The sequence below is a fragment of the Moorena sp. SIO1F2 genome, assembly GCF_010672755.1.
Taxonomy (GTDB): domain Bacteria; phylum Cyanobacteriota; class Cyanobacteriia; order Cyanobacteriales; family Coleofasciculaceae; genus Moorena.
The window spans coordinates 1-14,087 of the sequence record NZ_JAAHFV010000165.1; the positions used below are offsets into that span (position 1 = coordinate 1).

General features: G+C 43.3%; 16 protein-coding genes and 1 pseudogene. 9 read left to right on the forward strand and 8 right to left on the reverse strand.

The window, feature by feature from the left end; translation table 11 throughout:
• On the forward strand, positions 1–678 hold a 678-nt coding region (locus tag F6J94_RS19085), incomplete at its 5' end, for a sulfotransferase family protein (protein ID WP_293043404.1).
• Between the two features lie 242 nt (positions 679–920).
• Here F6J94_RS19085 and F6J94_RS19090 read toward each other — a convergent pair.
• The 6 genes from F6J94_RS19090 to F6J94_RS19115 form a co-directional block, all read right to left on the reverse strand.
• Positions 921–1,664 carry a CmcI family methyltransferase gene (locus tag F6J94_RS19090; RefSeq protein ID WP_293017341.1) on the reverse strand — a complete coding sequence of 248 codons (744 nt, stop codon included), beginning with the start codon at positions 1,662–1,664 and terminating at the stop codon, positions 921–923.
• A gap of 12 nt (positions 1,665–1,676) precedes the next feature.
• Positions 1,677–2,036: a cupin domain-containing protein gene (locus F6J94_RS19095; protein WP_293043406.1), complete on the reverse strand. Its 360-nt coding sequence runs from the start codon at positions 2,034–2,036 to the stop codon at positions 1,677–1,679.
• Between the two features lie 147 nt (positions 2,037–2,183).
• A complete protein-coding gene (locus tag F6J94_RS19100) occupies positions 2,184–2,813 on the reverse strand; it encodes a class I SAM-dependent methyltransferase (protein WP_293043408.1) in 630 nt (209 codons plus the stop codon).
• A gap of 6 nt (positions 2,814–2,819) precedes the next feature.
• Positions 2,820–4,142, reverse strand: coding sequence for a DegT/DnrJ/EryC1/StrS family aminotransferase (locus F6J94_RS19105; RefSeq protein WP_293043410.1), 1,323 nt, complete (start codon positions 4,140–4,142; stop codon positions 2,820–2,822).
• 3 nt (positions 4,143–4,145) lie between these two features.
• Positions 4,146–5,456 (reverse strand): DUF3326 domain-containing protein, encoded by a 1,311-nt coding sequence (locus F6J94_RS19110; RefSeq protein ID WP_293043412.1) that lies wholly within the window; start codon positions 5,454–5,456, stop codon positions 4,146–4,148.
• Positions 5,457–5,958: 502 nt separating this feature from the next.
• The gene (locus tag F6J94_RS19115; RefSeq protein ID WP_293043414.1) at positions 5,959–7,230 is read right to left on the reverse strand and encodes a lipid-A-disaccharide synthase-related protein; all 1,272 of its coding nucleotides are present in this window, start codon (positions 7,228–7,230) and stop codon (positions 5,959–5,961) included.
• A 171-nt stretch (positions 7,231–7,401) separates the two neighbouring features.
• Here F6J94_RS19115 and F6J94_RS19120 point away from each other — a divergent pair, with 171 nt between their 5' ends.
• The 5 genes and pseudogenes from F6J94_RS19120 to F6J94_RS19140 all read left to right on the forward strand — a co-directional run bounded on the left by F6J94_RS19120 (position 7,402) and on the right by F6J94_RS19140 (position 10,599).
• Positions 7,402–7,650 (forward strand): hypothetical protein, encoded by a 249-nt coding sequence (locus F6J94_RS19120; protein ID WP_293043416.1) that lies wholly within the window; start codon positions 7,402–7,404, stop codon positions 7,648–7,650.
• Positions 7,651–7,664: 14 nt separating this feature from the next.
• Positions 7,665–8,147: pseudogene (locus F6J94_RS19125) on the forward strand (cobalamin-dependent protein); the annotation flags it as partial.
• Between the two features lie 300 nt (positions 8,148–8,447).
• Positions 8,448–9,683: a B12-binding domain-containing radical SAM protein gene (locus F6J94_RS19130; protein ID WP_293043418.1), complete on the forward strand. Its 1,236-nt coding sequence runs from the start codon at positions 8,448–8,450 to the stop codon at positions 9,681–9,683.
• 141 nt (positions 9,684–9,824) lie between these two features.
• On the forward strand, positions 9,825–10,004 hold the full coding sequence (locus tag F6J94_RS19135) for a hypothetical protein (protein WP_293043420.1): 180 nt from the start codon (positions 9,825–9,827) through the stop codon (positions 10,002–10,004).
• Positions 9,985–10,599, forward strand: coding sequence for a hypothetical protein (locus tag F6J94_RS19140; RefSeq protein WP_293043422.1), 615 nt, complete (start codon positions 9,985–9,987; stop codon positions 10,597–10,599). Before F6J94_RS19135 ends, F6J94_RS19140 begins: the two co-directional genes overlap by 20 nt.
• A gap of 79 nt (positions 10,600–10,678) precedes the next feature.
• Here F6J94_RS19140 and F6J94_RS19145 read toward each other — a convergent pair whose 3' ends face one another.
• A complete protein-coding gene (locus F6J94_RS19145) occupies positions 10,679–10,837 on the reverse strand; it encodes a hypothetical protein (protein WP_293043424.1) in 159 nt (52 codons plus the stop codon).
• Between the two features lie 168 nt (positions 10,838–11,005).
• Here F6J94_RS19145 and F6J94_RS19150 point away from each other — a divergent pair, with 168 nt between their 5' ends.
• Together F6J94_RS19150 and cobA are read left to right on the forward strand one after the other, a co-directional pair.
• A complete protein-coding gene (locus F6J94_RS19150) occupies positions 11,006–11,869 on the forward strand; it encodes a sirohydrochlorin chelatase (RefSeq protein ID WP_293043426.1) in 864 nt (287 codons plus the stop codon).
• Positions 11,866–12,672: a uroporphyrinogen-III C-methyltransferase gene (gene cobA / locus F6J94_RS19155; protein WP_293043428.1), complete on the forward strand. Its 807-nt coding sequence runs from the start codon at positions 11,866–11,868 to the stop codon at positions 12,670–12,672. Before F6J94_RS19150 ends, cobA begins: the two co-directional genes overlap by 4 nt.
• 3 nt (positions 12,673–12,675) lie before the next feature.
• On the opposite strand, the gene F6J94_RS19160 is transcribed toward cobA, so the two are convergent.
• Complete coding sequence (locus F6J94_RS19160) at positions 12,676–12,849, reverse strand: hypothetical protein (protein WP_293043430.1); 174 nt, start codon at positions 12,847–12,849, stop codon at positions 12,676–12,678.
• 371 nt (positions 12,850–13,220) lie between these two features.
• On the opposite strand from F6J94_RS19160, the gene F6J94_RS19165 reads away from it, so the two are divergent.
• On the forward strand, positions 13,221–14,087 hold an 867-nt coding region (locus tag F6J94_RS19165), incomplete at its 3' end, for a protochlorophyllide reductase (RefSeq protein WP_293043432.1).

The following is a 14,087-nucleotide window of genomic DNA, read 5'->3' on the forward strand; positions in this document are numbered from 1 at the left end:
TTGCAAGCAAGGGGAGACTTTATTGTTCTTCATGAACCCTTTAGCCTATACTATTACGGTAGCGAGGAAAGGAAATCTGATCGCTGTGCAAAAGCTGAGATTAATCCAGCTTATAATTTTCAACCCCTATTCCAAGACCTAATCAATAAGGCTCAAAGCCAACCTGTCTTTATTAAAGATATGGCTTTATATATTTACGATCGAGCCGATGAAGCTTTTTTATCCCACTTTAACCACACTTTCCTTATTCGCCATCCTGCCAAAAGCCTTCCTTCTCTATTTGCCGGTTGGCCTGACTTCCACTTAAGTGAAACTGGGTATGCAGAACTTTACCAATTGTTTGAAGTCACCAAAGCCTTTCTGGGACAAGTCCCCCCCCTCATTGACTCAGATGACTTGGTACAAAAACCAGAGGCCACGATTAAAGCTTACTGTGATGCTGTAGGAATTCCGTTTATGCCCCAAGCGTTAAAATGGAATCCTAAGATATGCTCTAAAATATGGACTCTTCCATGGGAAGGAGATTGGCACACTTACTTACAATCGAGTCGGGAATTTAAAGAAAGGGACAGAAAAAATTACGTTAGTGTTGAAAACAATGAACACTTGAAGCAGACCTATGACTACTGTTTACCTTATTACCAAAGACTTTATGAACATCGACTGCGGATTGAATAACCACTTTTAACTACAGACTTTAAGCAATGAAAAGAGTAGTTTTTATCCTTCGTAGGGGAAATGGGTAGTGGTGCATTGTAATGATATCGGTAACGGTATGGTTAGGGTTTCAGCCCCCACCCACCATCACTATGCAGGACTACCTAATCTTCTAAGTCATCAATAGAAACTTTACACTTAAACCTGTTTTTTTGCAAATCGTTTATTATTTCGTTTATTCTAGATTTGTTAATCATTGTTATTTACATCCTTTTTAACATCGAATTCCAATTCTTCGAGCCGTTATAACCAAACAAATCTTGATAGTGAGTATCAATTAAGTACTCATTTTTGTGCTGCATCAGCCATTTTTTTAGTAAATCAAGCTTACCTTTCATCCGTTCAATAAATTCTTTATCTTCCCAATCTGACCAAGCCTCCCATAAAGCTTTATTTGTGTCTTCAATAATTAAATAATCTCCATTTTGTAAGCCATTGTGATGAAAATAATTCAGGATACCGACTAAATTAACATGAGCATCTTCTATGATTAACCAAGGATGAGGAAGTGTAGAAAGCAGTGTGGTGGATAAAACCATATCGATCTGGTGACAATCACCTTCCAAAAATTTTATATTGGGTTGGGCTTTGGCTTTTTCATCAAGTAAGGATAAATCGATATCAACAGAGTAGAGAAGACCTTCAATTTCAAATAACTTCAACTGATCTGCTAACCATACTGCACTTCCTCCAGTATCTGCACCAAGTTCAATAATTGTCTTTGGTTGGAGTTCGTAAATGAGCATTGGATAAAGGGCAATTTCTATAGGACTTTTGTCCATTGGTATCCCTTTCCAGGTTTGTAAATGATAGTTTTCAGTCAGAGGTCTCCAAATACCCTTGGGAAGGGAGGAGATATCTTCTCGATCAGAAATTTTGACAAGTCTTTTATTCTGTGAGATGTCTTGATCAGATCTAATGGATTGATCAGCACTTTGATTCTTCATTGCGATCACTCCTCAAACAGATTTAACTTTTGGTGATCGTATTTTCCCCTCTTCAATACCAACCCCATCTTCATTCCACTGCCAATCAAAAGCATAGATCCAATACATAATCCCAGACATCCTAGTATTGTGAGGCGTGTTAGCAGGTACTTTGAAGAATTCACCAATGGAAGGATGGTGAGTTTTACCTTGAAAATAAACTTCTAATTCCCCTTCTATCATGATAATAAATTCATCAGCTTTATGACCTGGATTTGACCAAAACTCTACAGAATTTGTTCTATATAACTCGCATTTAAAACCTTTTGGTTCCCAATCTTGCTTTAGTTTTTCTAAGCCAAGTTTTAATTCTGATTGATTCATATTATTCATGGTATTTTAATTGAAATCAACAACTATAAGTTACAGGGTAAGCTTATCTAAATTTGTATAAATTGTACTTCACAGATGGAGCTTGTAGGTAGGAGTGTGTATAAGGAAAGTGTGAAATAAGTAAATTAACTTCAAATAACTTAGCGATCACTCCTTCTTTTTAAAAGCCATAAGATACATCAATTTGGCTTCTTCATATATCGGAAAACCCTCTTCACTAACTAGTGTCCACGGTAATTGCTCTAAGGCTGTCTGCATTTCACGGCGATAGTCTTCCCGTATCGTCAACAAAAAAATTCCCTCCTCTTTTAAAAGACCGAATAGATTGTTTAATACCTCAACCCCAGCATGAGCATAAGCAAAAACCCCTGCAGCAATAATAGCATCAAAAGTTACTGAATTACTAAAAATTTGAGAATCTTCTAAATTACACTGATGGAGAGCCTTGTAGACTTGTCTATCTTTAGCGATCGCCAACATTTTTTCTGACAAATCCGCAGCAGTAAGATTAGTATATCCCTGTTGGGCTAAGGCTTCACCCACTAACCCTGTCCCAGCTCCAGCATCTAAGATTGTGGCATCTTTATTAGGAAGCAGTTGGCTTAATGTCCGTGCTATGTTAGCAGGCATAAAAGACCAATCTTCTTTTATATCTGCATCATAGGTATTTGCCCAACTATCGTACTTACTTTTTAATTCCTCAGTACTTTGGCTATCACAAATCCCAGATAACCAAGGTCTTGCTTCTAAAAAATCGTTGGCTTGTTCTTCGATCATCGTTAGTCACTCCCTCACTACTTCAACCAAAGTATCAGGAGATAAACGTTGCAGGTGCCACTGAGTAACTTCTTCTCCTGGTATCAAAATTGGACTCCCTGGGGGAACTTTCTTGATACAGCAACTAGTAATTTTCCCTAATGCTTGCCCAATAGGTAATTTTTCTTTCTGAGCAAAGAAAGCATCTTTAGGTAAAGTCCTCATTTGAGGACGACGGCAAAAGTAACTGTCAGGTAAAGTATCTTTTGGTGCTTTTTCCCTCAGAATCGGCACAATGGCTGCTAAGGTTTCTCTCATAAATTGGAAATCTTGTGGATTGTGATGGAAAGAGAAAATTAATAACAATCCCTCCTCACCAGCAAATTCCCCATCAATCCCGCTTTCGTACAACAGCTCTGCTAACTCTTCCCCTGTAGTGCGATCGCTTTTTAAATAGATTTTCAGAGGATCGGTAACTTGGGCATCATAAGTTAACACCTTGCCGTAATTATCCAATTGACTGCGCAGGCGATCGCATTCACCAATAGCTTGCCAAAATAACCCTTGACCTTCTTCAGAATACCCCTTCTTAATCGCATCTTCAATACTCAGCATTAACAGGTTACTGCGGGTAGTGGTTTCAAATAAAGGCAAAACCCCCATAGCTTGTTCAACAGTAAACCGAGAGTCAGTTGGTAAATGCAATAAAGCAGTCTGTACCAAACTCCCAGTATATTTGTGCATACTATGGGTTACGATATCAGCCTTAAATGCGATCGCCGATTGCCATTGTTCGTCCAGAAAGGGAAAATGACTACCGTGGGCTTCATCTACTGCTAAAGCAATATCGCTATCGCGACAGTAATCAGCTATCAATGCCAGATCCACAGTTACACCTTCATAACTCGGATGAGTTAGTAACAAAGCCGATACGCCACTGGTTTCTAATGCAGAAATCACCTCGGAGGTAGTGGGCATCAAAGACACAGAAGGAATAAAATAAGGCTCTAATCCTGCTAAGATGATACCATTAATTGTAGCAATATGACTGTTAAGAGCGATCGCCACTCGTTTGTACTGAGTACCCAATAAAGCACAAGCCGTTAAAACCCCTTGAGTCCCTCCCCCAGTTAGCCAAAACGTATGTTTAGTGCCATACATTTCAGAGAAATGTTTTTCTATGCTCTCAGTGCGAGGGCGAGTGAGAAATGGTGCATCATATTGATAGATTTCTTGACTGAGGCGTACGCTATTTTGAGCAACTCCTTGGTGGGCAGGAGTATAAAGACTCACCTGCACATCCTGATTATGAGATGCGATTAGCTTATAAGTGGAAGAAGGTTGAGTCATAAGCTACAGAAAAATTGGCTGAAGTTGTGGTATTGGACGAATTGTACTTTCCACTGCAATACCATTACGTAAGGCTAACAGTAATCCCGTCGCCTCCATGTAGCTATTGACACGATATATCGGGTTGCCCTGAGTTTCGATTTGCAATCTTTCAGGAGTAATATCGTATTTAGTGGTATTATCTTTAACTAGGATTACGGGAACGCCTTGGTCTAAAGAAGCGAGGAAAGGTATATTTCCCACGGTTGTTTCTGGCATTACTACCGCCGAAACATTCTCCACCGATATCCTGGTTTCCCCTGGGGCTACGGGAGTATCAAACCTTACCGGACGGGGAGAGTTTATTAAACCATTGAGGGGCGAACAAACATAGGCACTGGAAATTAATTCTGCTCCATCCCTAGGGTCTACTAATTTACCAAATCCCGTATGTTCCCACTCCAATAATAAGGGAGCATGGGCAGCAGTAAAGGGATAAAAATTAGTGAGCATGTGGGTCATAATTGCTTCCGCACCGCCCCAAGGATTGGGGATAGATTCCCCTCGGTAGTAAGCTTGACGGATTTTATCGTCTACTTCCAAAGTAGTCATTAAAGCCACCGCCCTAGCGGAAGAATTTTCCACCACATCTAGAGCCTTCATCAACTCGTCCATACCTTTAAATTCCCCGGAAGCATTACCATACTGGGAATAGGTACAGGCGGTTTCCACTGGGCCACCCGTTACCACTACAGGGTCGATATTAATTCCCCCTACAGCGCGCAAGCCATTGAGCGCATTAATCACATTGTTTAAAAATCGCTCATCTCTTGGCTTTTCTATAATTGCTGCAATGTTTTTGCGCTTTTCTGGAATCACTCCAATATTACCCAGGAGTAACTGACAAATCAGATTACCTTCCAGATAAAGAACATTATCCTGACCGAAATAGATATCCGACGCAGTAACGGCATTGGGATTAGTGACCAGATAGTCACAAGCGGTCGCTAACAGATTGGTACTGGGAGTAGCATCTCCGGCAAAACCACCAATTTCTGCTCTGACTCCGGTGGGAATAATACTAACTGCGACAAACGGTTGGTTAGAAACCCGTTGACGAATATTAATGTCTAGTAACGATGACCAAACCGGCTCTCTGTCTGTATCGATAAAGCTGGATTCAAAAGTGAGCGTATCTCCTTCAACCTTAGTTAAAATCAAGCGAATGGGAACACCTGGTAAGGGAAGCGCAGCAATTTTTTGGTAAATTTCTCTCCAGGTGCGCTGTGAGGGAGGGCATTGAATTTCAAAATCTTTGGTATAGACTTGGGTCATTCTCTGTCTTTAGTTACTAACAACTGATTCAGCCAACGGGATGAATTTTACCCTAATCATCGACTGGCTTATGAGCTAACAATTCAGTAGGTCTAATTCCGATTGATTCAGCAAGGGCGAAAACCTAGAGTAATCCATCTTTGATCGTTCATTTCCTTGCCTCCTAAGTTTTCCACTTAGCCATAGTATCGTAAGAATTACTTTTCATGGTATAAAAAAATGTTAAATTTTGTTAAAAGCCCAGTATAGACCGGGAGCCATCGCTTTTGTGATAATGGTTTCGTCAATTTTTATTCCCTGCTGCTGCGAATTTGCCCAATCCACCAAAGTTCCCGACTTCTGCACTAATTCCAAAATCATTATATGGTGTTGACTATATCGATGTTTGGCGATAAATTTTATAGCATAGCATCTTTTTTTTTAGGAAACAGGGAATTGGAAATTGGGTAAAAATTATGTGTACCTCAGTACCATGATAAACTCTATAATTAATAATTAATCCTTAAGAATTCATCTTTGCCATCAAACACTTAGCAATCCGAGCTGCTGCCCCTGGTTGACCAAGGCGTCGCTGTCCATTTTCTGCTATCAGCTGTAACTTGTCGGGATTCTGGAATAACTCTTTCGCTATGCTTGCTACAAATTCTGGTTGCTGTGCTATTACTAACGATGGACCTAACAAGCGAGTTTGGGCTTCGGCAAAAGCAGGGGTATATTGGGGACCAACTCCTGGCATGGCAATGGCTGGTTTTCCTAACCCGACAAATTGCTCTGTGGCTGTGCCTGCCATGGCGATACAGAAATCCCCTTGGAGCAGGCATAGGTTATAGTCGTTCTGGGTTAAAATCAGTGTGCCATTTTGCTTGGTAAAGGCCAAAGCTTGTTTGTCCTTGAGCTGGAGATTGAATGGATGGGATGCCAGGGTGACCTCACTCCAACTATGAGCGACTAAAACCTCCCGTAAAGGGTCTTGGCTTAATCCTGGAGCAATGGCAGCGAGGAACAAAAGCGATCGCGAAGCAAAAGTATCCAGTAACCCTGATGCTGCCAAGATGATTTGATCCCAATTGTGATAAGCCTCGGGTATTCTCGAACCCGGTAGTAAGGTAATGGTTAGGGTACGCTTAGTTTCCTTCAATTCTGCATCTTTGTCATAAACCATGGGTGCTGGATAGTCTGGATAAATCCCATCCATCATCGGATTACCGAGATCAAAAGCTGGGATAGACCACTGCTTTAAGATCTCTGTGGTCAGGGTATCTCTAGGAAAAACCCCTAAGCAACGGCGATTAGACATCAGCCAACGCTCCCAAGGCAAATAAACCGAGCCTGACCACCCTTCCCAACGGGGTCGATTGGGTAACCATCCCGATTCATCCCGCAAATAGTATTCGGATTTGGCAGTACCAACAAAGCCATAGGGTAAACCACTCCACCAGGCAAACAACAGTGGTACGATATCTCCTACTGCTAGGATAAAGTCCCCTGATTTAGCCCAACGGCGAATTGCTTTTAATTGGGACCAAATCAATTGCACTAAGCCTCCCTGCACATCACGCCACACTTGCTGTTGGGACATATAGATAAATCCACCCGATGGCATCTGCTCAACGGAGCCGATAATGGGGATATCTAATGGCACATAAGCTTTTCCTTCCCCAACCAAGGGTAAGGCGGCTAGTTCTGGACAAGTAGAGTAATGTTGCAATTCCTGTAGAATTTGGACAGCAATGACATCCTCTCCATGACCATTGCTCAGGCATAGTAAACGCATGGTTAATCAGGTTTTAAGATAACTAGGACTTTGGTTGGTTGAAGGTTCGAGGTTGAAGGTTTAAGGTTGAAGGTTCGAGGTTGAAGGTTTAAGGTTGAAGGTTCGAGGTTGAAGGTTCGAGGTTGAAGGTTGAAGGTTCGAGGTTGAAGGTTGAAGGTTCGAGGTTGAAGGTTGAAGACAAGAATTTATAGCGGTTCTGATAGTAATAAAGTACACAAGATTTTTTCCCTACTCCCTACTCCCTACTCCCTACTCCCTACTCCCGATTCCCGATTCCCGATTCCCTACTCCCTACTCCCGATTCCCGATTCCCGATTCCCGATTCCCTACTCCCGATTCCCGATTCCCGATTCCCGATTCCCTACTCCCGATTCCCGATTCCCTCAATTGAGAACTGCTGTAGTATTGTACTATTCTTGATTTCAACATCAAACGTGAGAGTTTTACTCCTGTCTCCTCTGTTCACGAAATCCTATTGGTCTTTTGATAAAGCCATAGAACTGATCGGCTGCAAAGTCGCCCAACCCCCTATGGGTCTGATTACCGTAGCAGCTATTCTTCCTCAAACCTGGGAATTCCGCTTAGTAGACCGTAATGTTCGTTTAGAAACTGACGCTGACTGGGAATGGGCAGATGTGGTGATCGTTTCCGGTATGATTGTCCAGAAACCCGATCTGCTCCACCTGATTGGGGAGGGGAAACGGCGGGGCAAATTGGTAGCCGTTGGTGGTCCTTATGTCACGTCTATAGCAGAGGAAGCTCAAGAAGCAGGAGTAGACTTTCTGATTTTAGATGAAGGTGAGATTACCCTACCGAGATTTGTGGAGGCACTGGCTTTTGGAGAAACCTCGGGAGTATTCCGTGCTCATGGCGAAAGGGCAGATGTCACCAAGACACCAATTCCCCGCTACGATTTACCAAAAAATTTGGGTAATCGCGCCCCGTCCTTACAGGACGGCTTTTTTTTGTTCGCAACTGAAGGCTCCAAAGGAGCATCTATGTATTGACAGTTTGATCGCACCGTGTTAAGATAAAAACATAACAAAAAAACAATTAATGTTCTAGATAAACATGATATTGAATAAGTAGACAGTGTAAAAAACCTGTTTTGAGATAATCATGTTGCACAATCAAGTCTAACGATTTGGACGTCTATGAAAGTCTAAGATCAAAAAAATGTTCATCTAGATTTGTTATCTAAATTTGTTAACTTAAATTTGTTAACTATTTTAGGTACGGTGGGGCACACCGGAACCCTGGTATTAAACCAAAACGCTTGGGGAGATTTGACCTCTACTCTTCTTGGCTCCGGCCTGGTTGAGCAAGTCGAGTCATTGAGCCAAGAATCCCCGCGTCTAATGACCGGGGAGTGTCAAAGCGAGATGTCGGTACAGTTTTCCCGTGGTTGTCCTTTCGAGTGCGAATTCTGTGACATCTCTGTGCGATATGGCCGTAAACCGCGCACCAAAACCCCTGCTCAAGTATTGGCTGAATTGGAAACCCTCTATATTTTGGGTTGGCGGCTTCCTGTATTTATAGTTGATGATAATTTTATCGGCAATAAACGCCATGTTAAGCTTCTGTTGCAGGAACTAGCTCCCTGGATGGCAGAGCATGGTTACCCCTTTCCTTTGTCCACAGAAGCTTCCTTGAATTTGGCCGAGGATGATGAACTGTTGGAGTTGATGATTGCTGCCAATTTTAGTTCAGTGTTTGTGGGAATTGAAACACCAAATACTGATAGCTTGACCCTGACCAAAAAACATCAAAACACTCGTCAACCCTTACGAGATGCCGTTGAGAAAATTAATCGGGCAGGTTTGCGAGTGATGGCTGGCTTTATTATTGGCTTGGATGGGGAAAAACCAGGAGCAGGCGATCGCATTATCGATTTTGTAGAAGCAACCGCCATTCCCCATCCTGTGTTTAGTATGCTACAAGCCTTGCCAAATACCGCCCTTTGGGATCGGCTCAAACAAGAGGGGCGTTTGCTAGAAGGCAATGAGGAAAATATCAATCAGACAACCCTGACTAATTTTATCCCCACTCGCCCGATAGAACAACTGGCTCAGGAATATGTCAGTTGTTTCTGGGAATTATATAAACCAGAATCCTATTTAGGCAGACTTTATCGGCACTACTTAAACATGAAGCCGAAATCCTATCACCCTAAATTAGTAATGCCAAAATTTATCTATTTGTGGGCACTGCTAATTATTATCTGGCGCAATGGCATCAAGCGCCAAACCCGCTTCCAATTCTGGGGTCAACTTTTTTCTATCCTCAGGCACAATCCTCAGGTATGGAAACGGTATCTTAGCGATCATGCCTATCTGGAGCATTTCCTTGAATACCGCCAAATTGTCCACGATCAAATTCCAGCACAACTGGCTCAGTTTTTAGCAGCACTTGCTAACACTAGACCTCTTGCAGAAGTAGCGGGGGAAGTGTAGTTACTGTGGGAAGATCGGGAGATGGGGAGATGGGGAGATGGGGAGATGGGGAGATGGGGAGATGGGGTGATGGGGAGATGGGGTGATGGGGTGATGGGGTGATGGGGTGATGGGGTGATGGGGTGATGGGGTGATGGAGTGATGGGGAGTGTTGTGTTATCGTGGCTAATCCCGATTCCCGATTCCCAATTTCCGATTCCCAATTTCCGATTCCCGATTCCCGATTCCCAATTCCCGATTCCCGATTCCCGATTCCCGATTCCCGATTCCCAATTCCCAATTCTAAATTCTAAATTCCATCATGTCCTTCGATTCCTATAAAACCATTGGCGAAGTACTTCAAGAATTTACAATTACTGCTACTGAAGCCAATTATATCCTGGAAACTGACACTGTAATCAGAGAAGCGTTTAAAGAAGATTTAGAGTTTTGTCTTCGAGAATTTACCGTTGAAGAGTCAGAGTATGCTATTTGTGAGACTATTATTTTTCCGCTCTTAAAAGAAGTATACAGACAGTATCGAGATAAATTTACGCTGTGGAGTCATAAACCAATAACCTATGATCAACAGCTCACGGGAATACCCGATTATATTTTAGCAAAGCGGTCACCCCTTGGCAAACAAATTTTTGAAAAGCCTTATTTTGTAGCCGTAGAAGCCAAAAAGGATGATTTTATTAAGGGGTGGGGTCAATGTTTAGCAGAAATGATCGCAATTCAAAAGCTTAATGACCAATCTGAGCAAACTATATTTGGAATTGTTTCCAATGGTCAACTTTGGCAGTTTGGTAAACTCAAAGGAAATCTCTATACTAGAGAAATTAACAATTATACAATTTCTGATTTAGAGAGACTGTATTCAGCAATTAATTATGTATTTAGTCAATGTGAACTAGAACTTGAAAATCAGCAATAAGTAAGATAAAGAGCGATCAATTATCCCATAAGTGTTGAACAGGCAACTCAGAACAGGGAACTCATAACAGGAATCTTCCCTATTCCCAGCCCGTAGCGCTATAACTAACAACTTTCGTTACTATAGGTTTTGCGTTCCCGTAGCGTGGCTTACGGCCAATGGCATCAGCTGGCCCATTCACAATTCCGATGTTCGAGATCAAGCCTTCGACTTCCAACTCCAATCCCCAGTAAGACATTTGCCATCACCGCGCTGGGTTGGAGGATTTGACTGGTGGCATCATGCTGGTGCAATAGCAGGGAAATTAGCACAATGCAACATTCTTAAGAAATAGTTTATACAAAATTGTCTCTCTAGGAAAGATAGTATTAATTAACACATTCGATCAAGGTAGTTCAATATACCGTTGTCACCCTCATCTGCGTATCTGTTAATCTCCCACGGCAGTCATGACCTGCGTCCCCAGCAGGCTATGGCACAATTGGCTCAGTTGCTGCGAATTCGACTAGCCTCTGAGCAAGCTAAGGCTACAGAGACAATCTTACCGAAAATCTCACCACAGGGCAGCAGTGGTGACGGTGATCTGTTAACAGCTAACGGTGTTTCCGGTCAACCTTTAGGTGCGACCCGTGGCGAATTTAATTCGCCAAGGTCAAGCGCACCTTTGGTAGGTACAGCCACTTTAGAACTAGCTGATACACCCCTACATGAGCAAATTGTCCGATTTGCTCAGCTCGCTAAAGGGGCTGGCTGTCAGGAATTGAAACTATTGCCCCTATTTCTATTGCGGGGGGTACATGTGATGGAGGATATTCCTTGGCAAGTATCTCTAGCGCAACAGAAATTAGGTAGTGAAATGGTGATTCATCTACTGCCTCATTTGGGAGCTAATCCAGCTTTGGTGAGGCTGTTGAGAAATCAATGGGCAAGGCTAGATGGCGATGCCAAGATTTTGTTGTCCCATGGAACGAGCCGCCCTGGGGGTCAAGAAGAAACGGGGGCTGTAGCTAACCAGTTGGGGGCTGTGGCGGCCGACTGGTCAGTACAGCCGTCCCTTTGGGAGCAGGTCTCTATAATAGCAAACTCTGGAGCAAAAAAGATTGCCATTTTGGCATATTTTCTGTTTGAGGGAAGAATTACCGATGCGATCGCACAAATGTTACTGGAGATACAGCAGAGGTTCCCTCAAGTGCAGTTGAATCTCGGAAAACCAATTGGGGTGAGTGAGGCATTGGTTGATTTGATTATGGATGGGATTAGGCAGAAATGAACCACGAAGACATCAAGGACGTGAAGGTAGTGAGCAAGGCATGTTTGGGTAAAGTGTATTTGGTTGGGGCAGGTCCTGGAGATCCCGGATTGATGACCTTGAAGGGAAAGGGGTTATTAGAATTTGCAGATGTGGTAGTTTATGATGCCCTAGTCAGTCCGCAAGTGTTGAAGATGATTAATCCCCAGGCGGAACAGATTAATGCCGGAAAGCGCAGGGGTCGTCATTCCATGTTGCAGCAACAGACAACTGAGCTGCTGATTGAAAAGGCCCACTCTCATGCCGTGGTGGTACGGCTGAAAGGAGGAGACCCCTTTGTGTTTGGTCGTGGTGGTGAGGAAATGGGGGATTTGATCGCGGCAGGGGTGCCAGTGGAGGTGGTACCAGGGGTAACCTCCGGGATTGCAGCACCAGCCTATCTGGGTATTCCATTGACCCATCGGGATTATAGTTCTTCCGTTACCTTTGTCACCGGTCATGAGTCAGTGGGCAAGTATCGACCTCAGGTGAATTGGAATGCGATCGCAAATGGCTCAGAAACCATTGTGATTTATATGGGAGTTCATAATCTGCATCGGATTGTCACCGAAGTGTGTGAAGCAGGATTGAATCCCCAGACACCAGTAGTGCTGATTCGCTGGGGCACACGACCTGACTCCGAACAGCTGGTTGGCACCTTAGAGACCATTGTGGCTCAGGTTGAAGCAACACAGTTTTCTGCTCCTGCGATCGCAGTCATTGGTAATGTGGTCAAGTTGCAACAGCTTGAAGGTTTTTCACCGTTGAAGGTTGAAGGCGCTTGAAGGTTAATCGGTTGAAGGTTGTTCGCGAAGCGTGGCCAATAGGCCAAGGTTAATTGGTTGAAGGTTGTTCGCGAAGCGTGGCCAATAGGCCAAGGTTAAGCAGTTGTTCGCGTAGCGTGGCCAAAGGCCAAGGTTAAGCGGTTTAAAGTTAACCGGTTGTTCGCGTAGCGTGGCCAAAGGCCAAGGTTAAGCGGTTGTTCGCGTAGCGTGGCCAAAGGCCAAGGTTAAGCGGTTTAAAGTTAACCAGTTGAAGCTTAGAACCTGTAACCTGTAACCTGTAACCTGTAACCTGTAACCTGTAACCTTAAACCTGTAACCCTCAACCTGTAACCCTCAACCTTCAACCTGTAACCTTCAACCTTCAACCTGTAACCTTCAACCTTCAACCTTCAACCTTCAACCTTGTAACCTGTAACCTTCAACCTTCAACCTTCAACCTGTAACTGGCTACCTGTAAGCTTAAAACTCTAACCGAAGATAGTATCTTTGATCGCAACTTAGTGTGAGAGCCTAATAAAGTTACGATCAATAGGCCAGTTTTAAACAAAATGGAAAACGATCATAAATCAACGGTCATTATTACAGGAGCCTCGTCGGGAGTTGGTTTGCAAGCGGCCAGAGCTCTTGCCCAAACCTGGGGATGGCATGTAGTGATGGCTTGTCGGAATCTTGATAAAGCTGAAAAAGCTGCCCAAGAGGTGGGAATCCCAAAAGACAGCTATACAGCGCTATATATAGACTTAGCTAACTTTGACAGTGTTCGGCAGTTTGTAAATGCTTTCAGAGCAACCGGCAGAACCCTCGATGCTTTGGTGTGCAATGCTGCCATCTATCTGCCGTTATCAAAGGAACCGTTGCGAAATCCCGACGGATATGAATTGAGTGTTGCTACCAATCACCTTGGTCATTTCCTCCTGTGTAATCTGATGCTAGAGGATTTGAAGAATTCATCATCTTCCCAGCCAAGGCTAGTGATTGTGGGAACTGTTACTGCTAATCCCAAGGAATTGGGAGGAAAGATTCCGATTCCAGCACCTCCAGACCTGGGAGACCTCAAGGGTTTTGAAGAAGGATTCAAACCCCCCATCTCAATGATTAATGGCAAAGCCTTTAAATCTGGGAAAGCTTACAAGGACAGCAAACTCTGTAACATGCTGACCATGCGAGAGCTGCACCAGCGCTATCATGACTCTACCGGAATAGTTTTCAACTCCCTTTATCCGGGATGTGTTGCTGAAACCGCTCTATTCCGTAACCACTATTCCCTGTTCCAGAAACTATTCCCATTGTTCCAGAAAAACATTACTGGAGGCTATGTGTCCCAGGAATTAGCAGGGGATAGACTAGCAACAGTAGTTGCTGATCCTGACTATAATAAATCCGGTGTTTACTGGAGCAATGGGTATAGTTTCTGG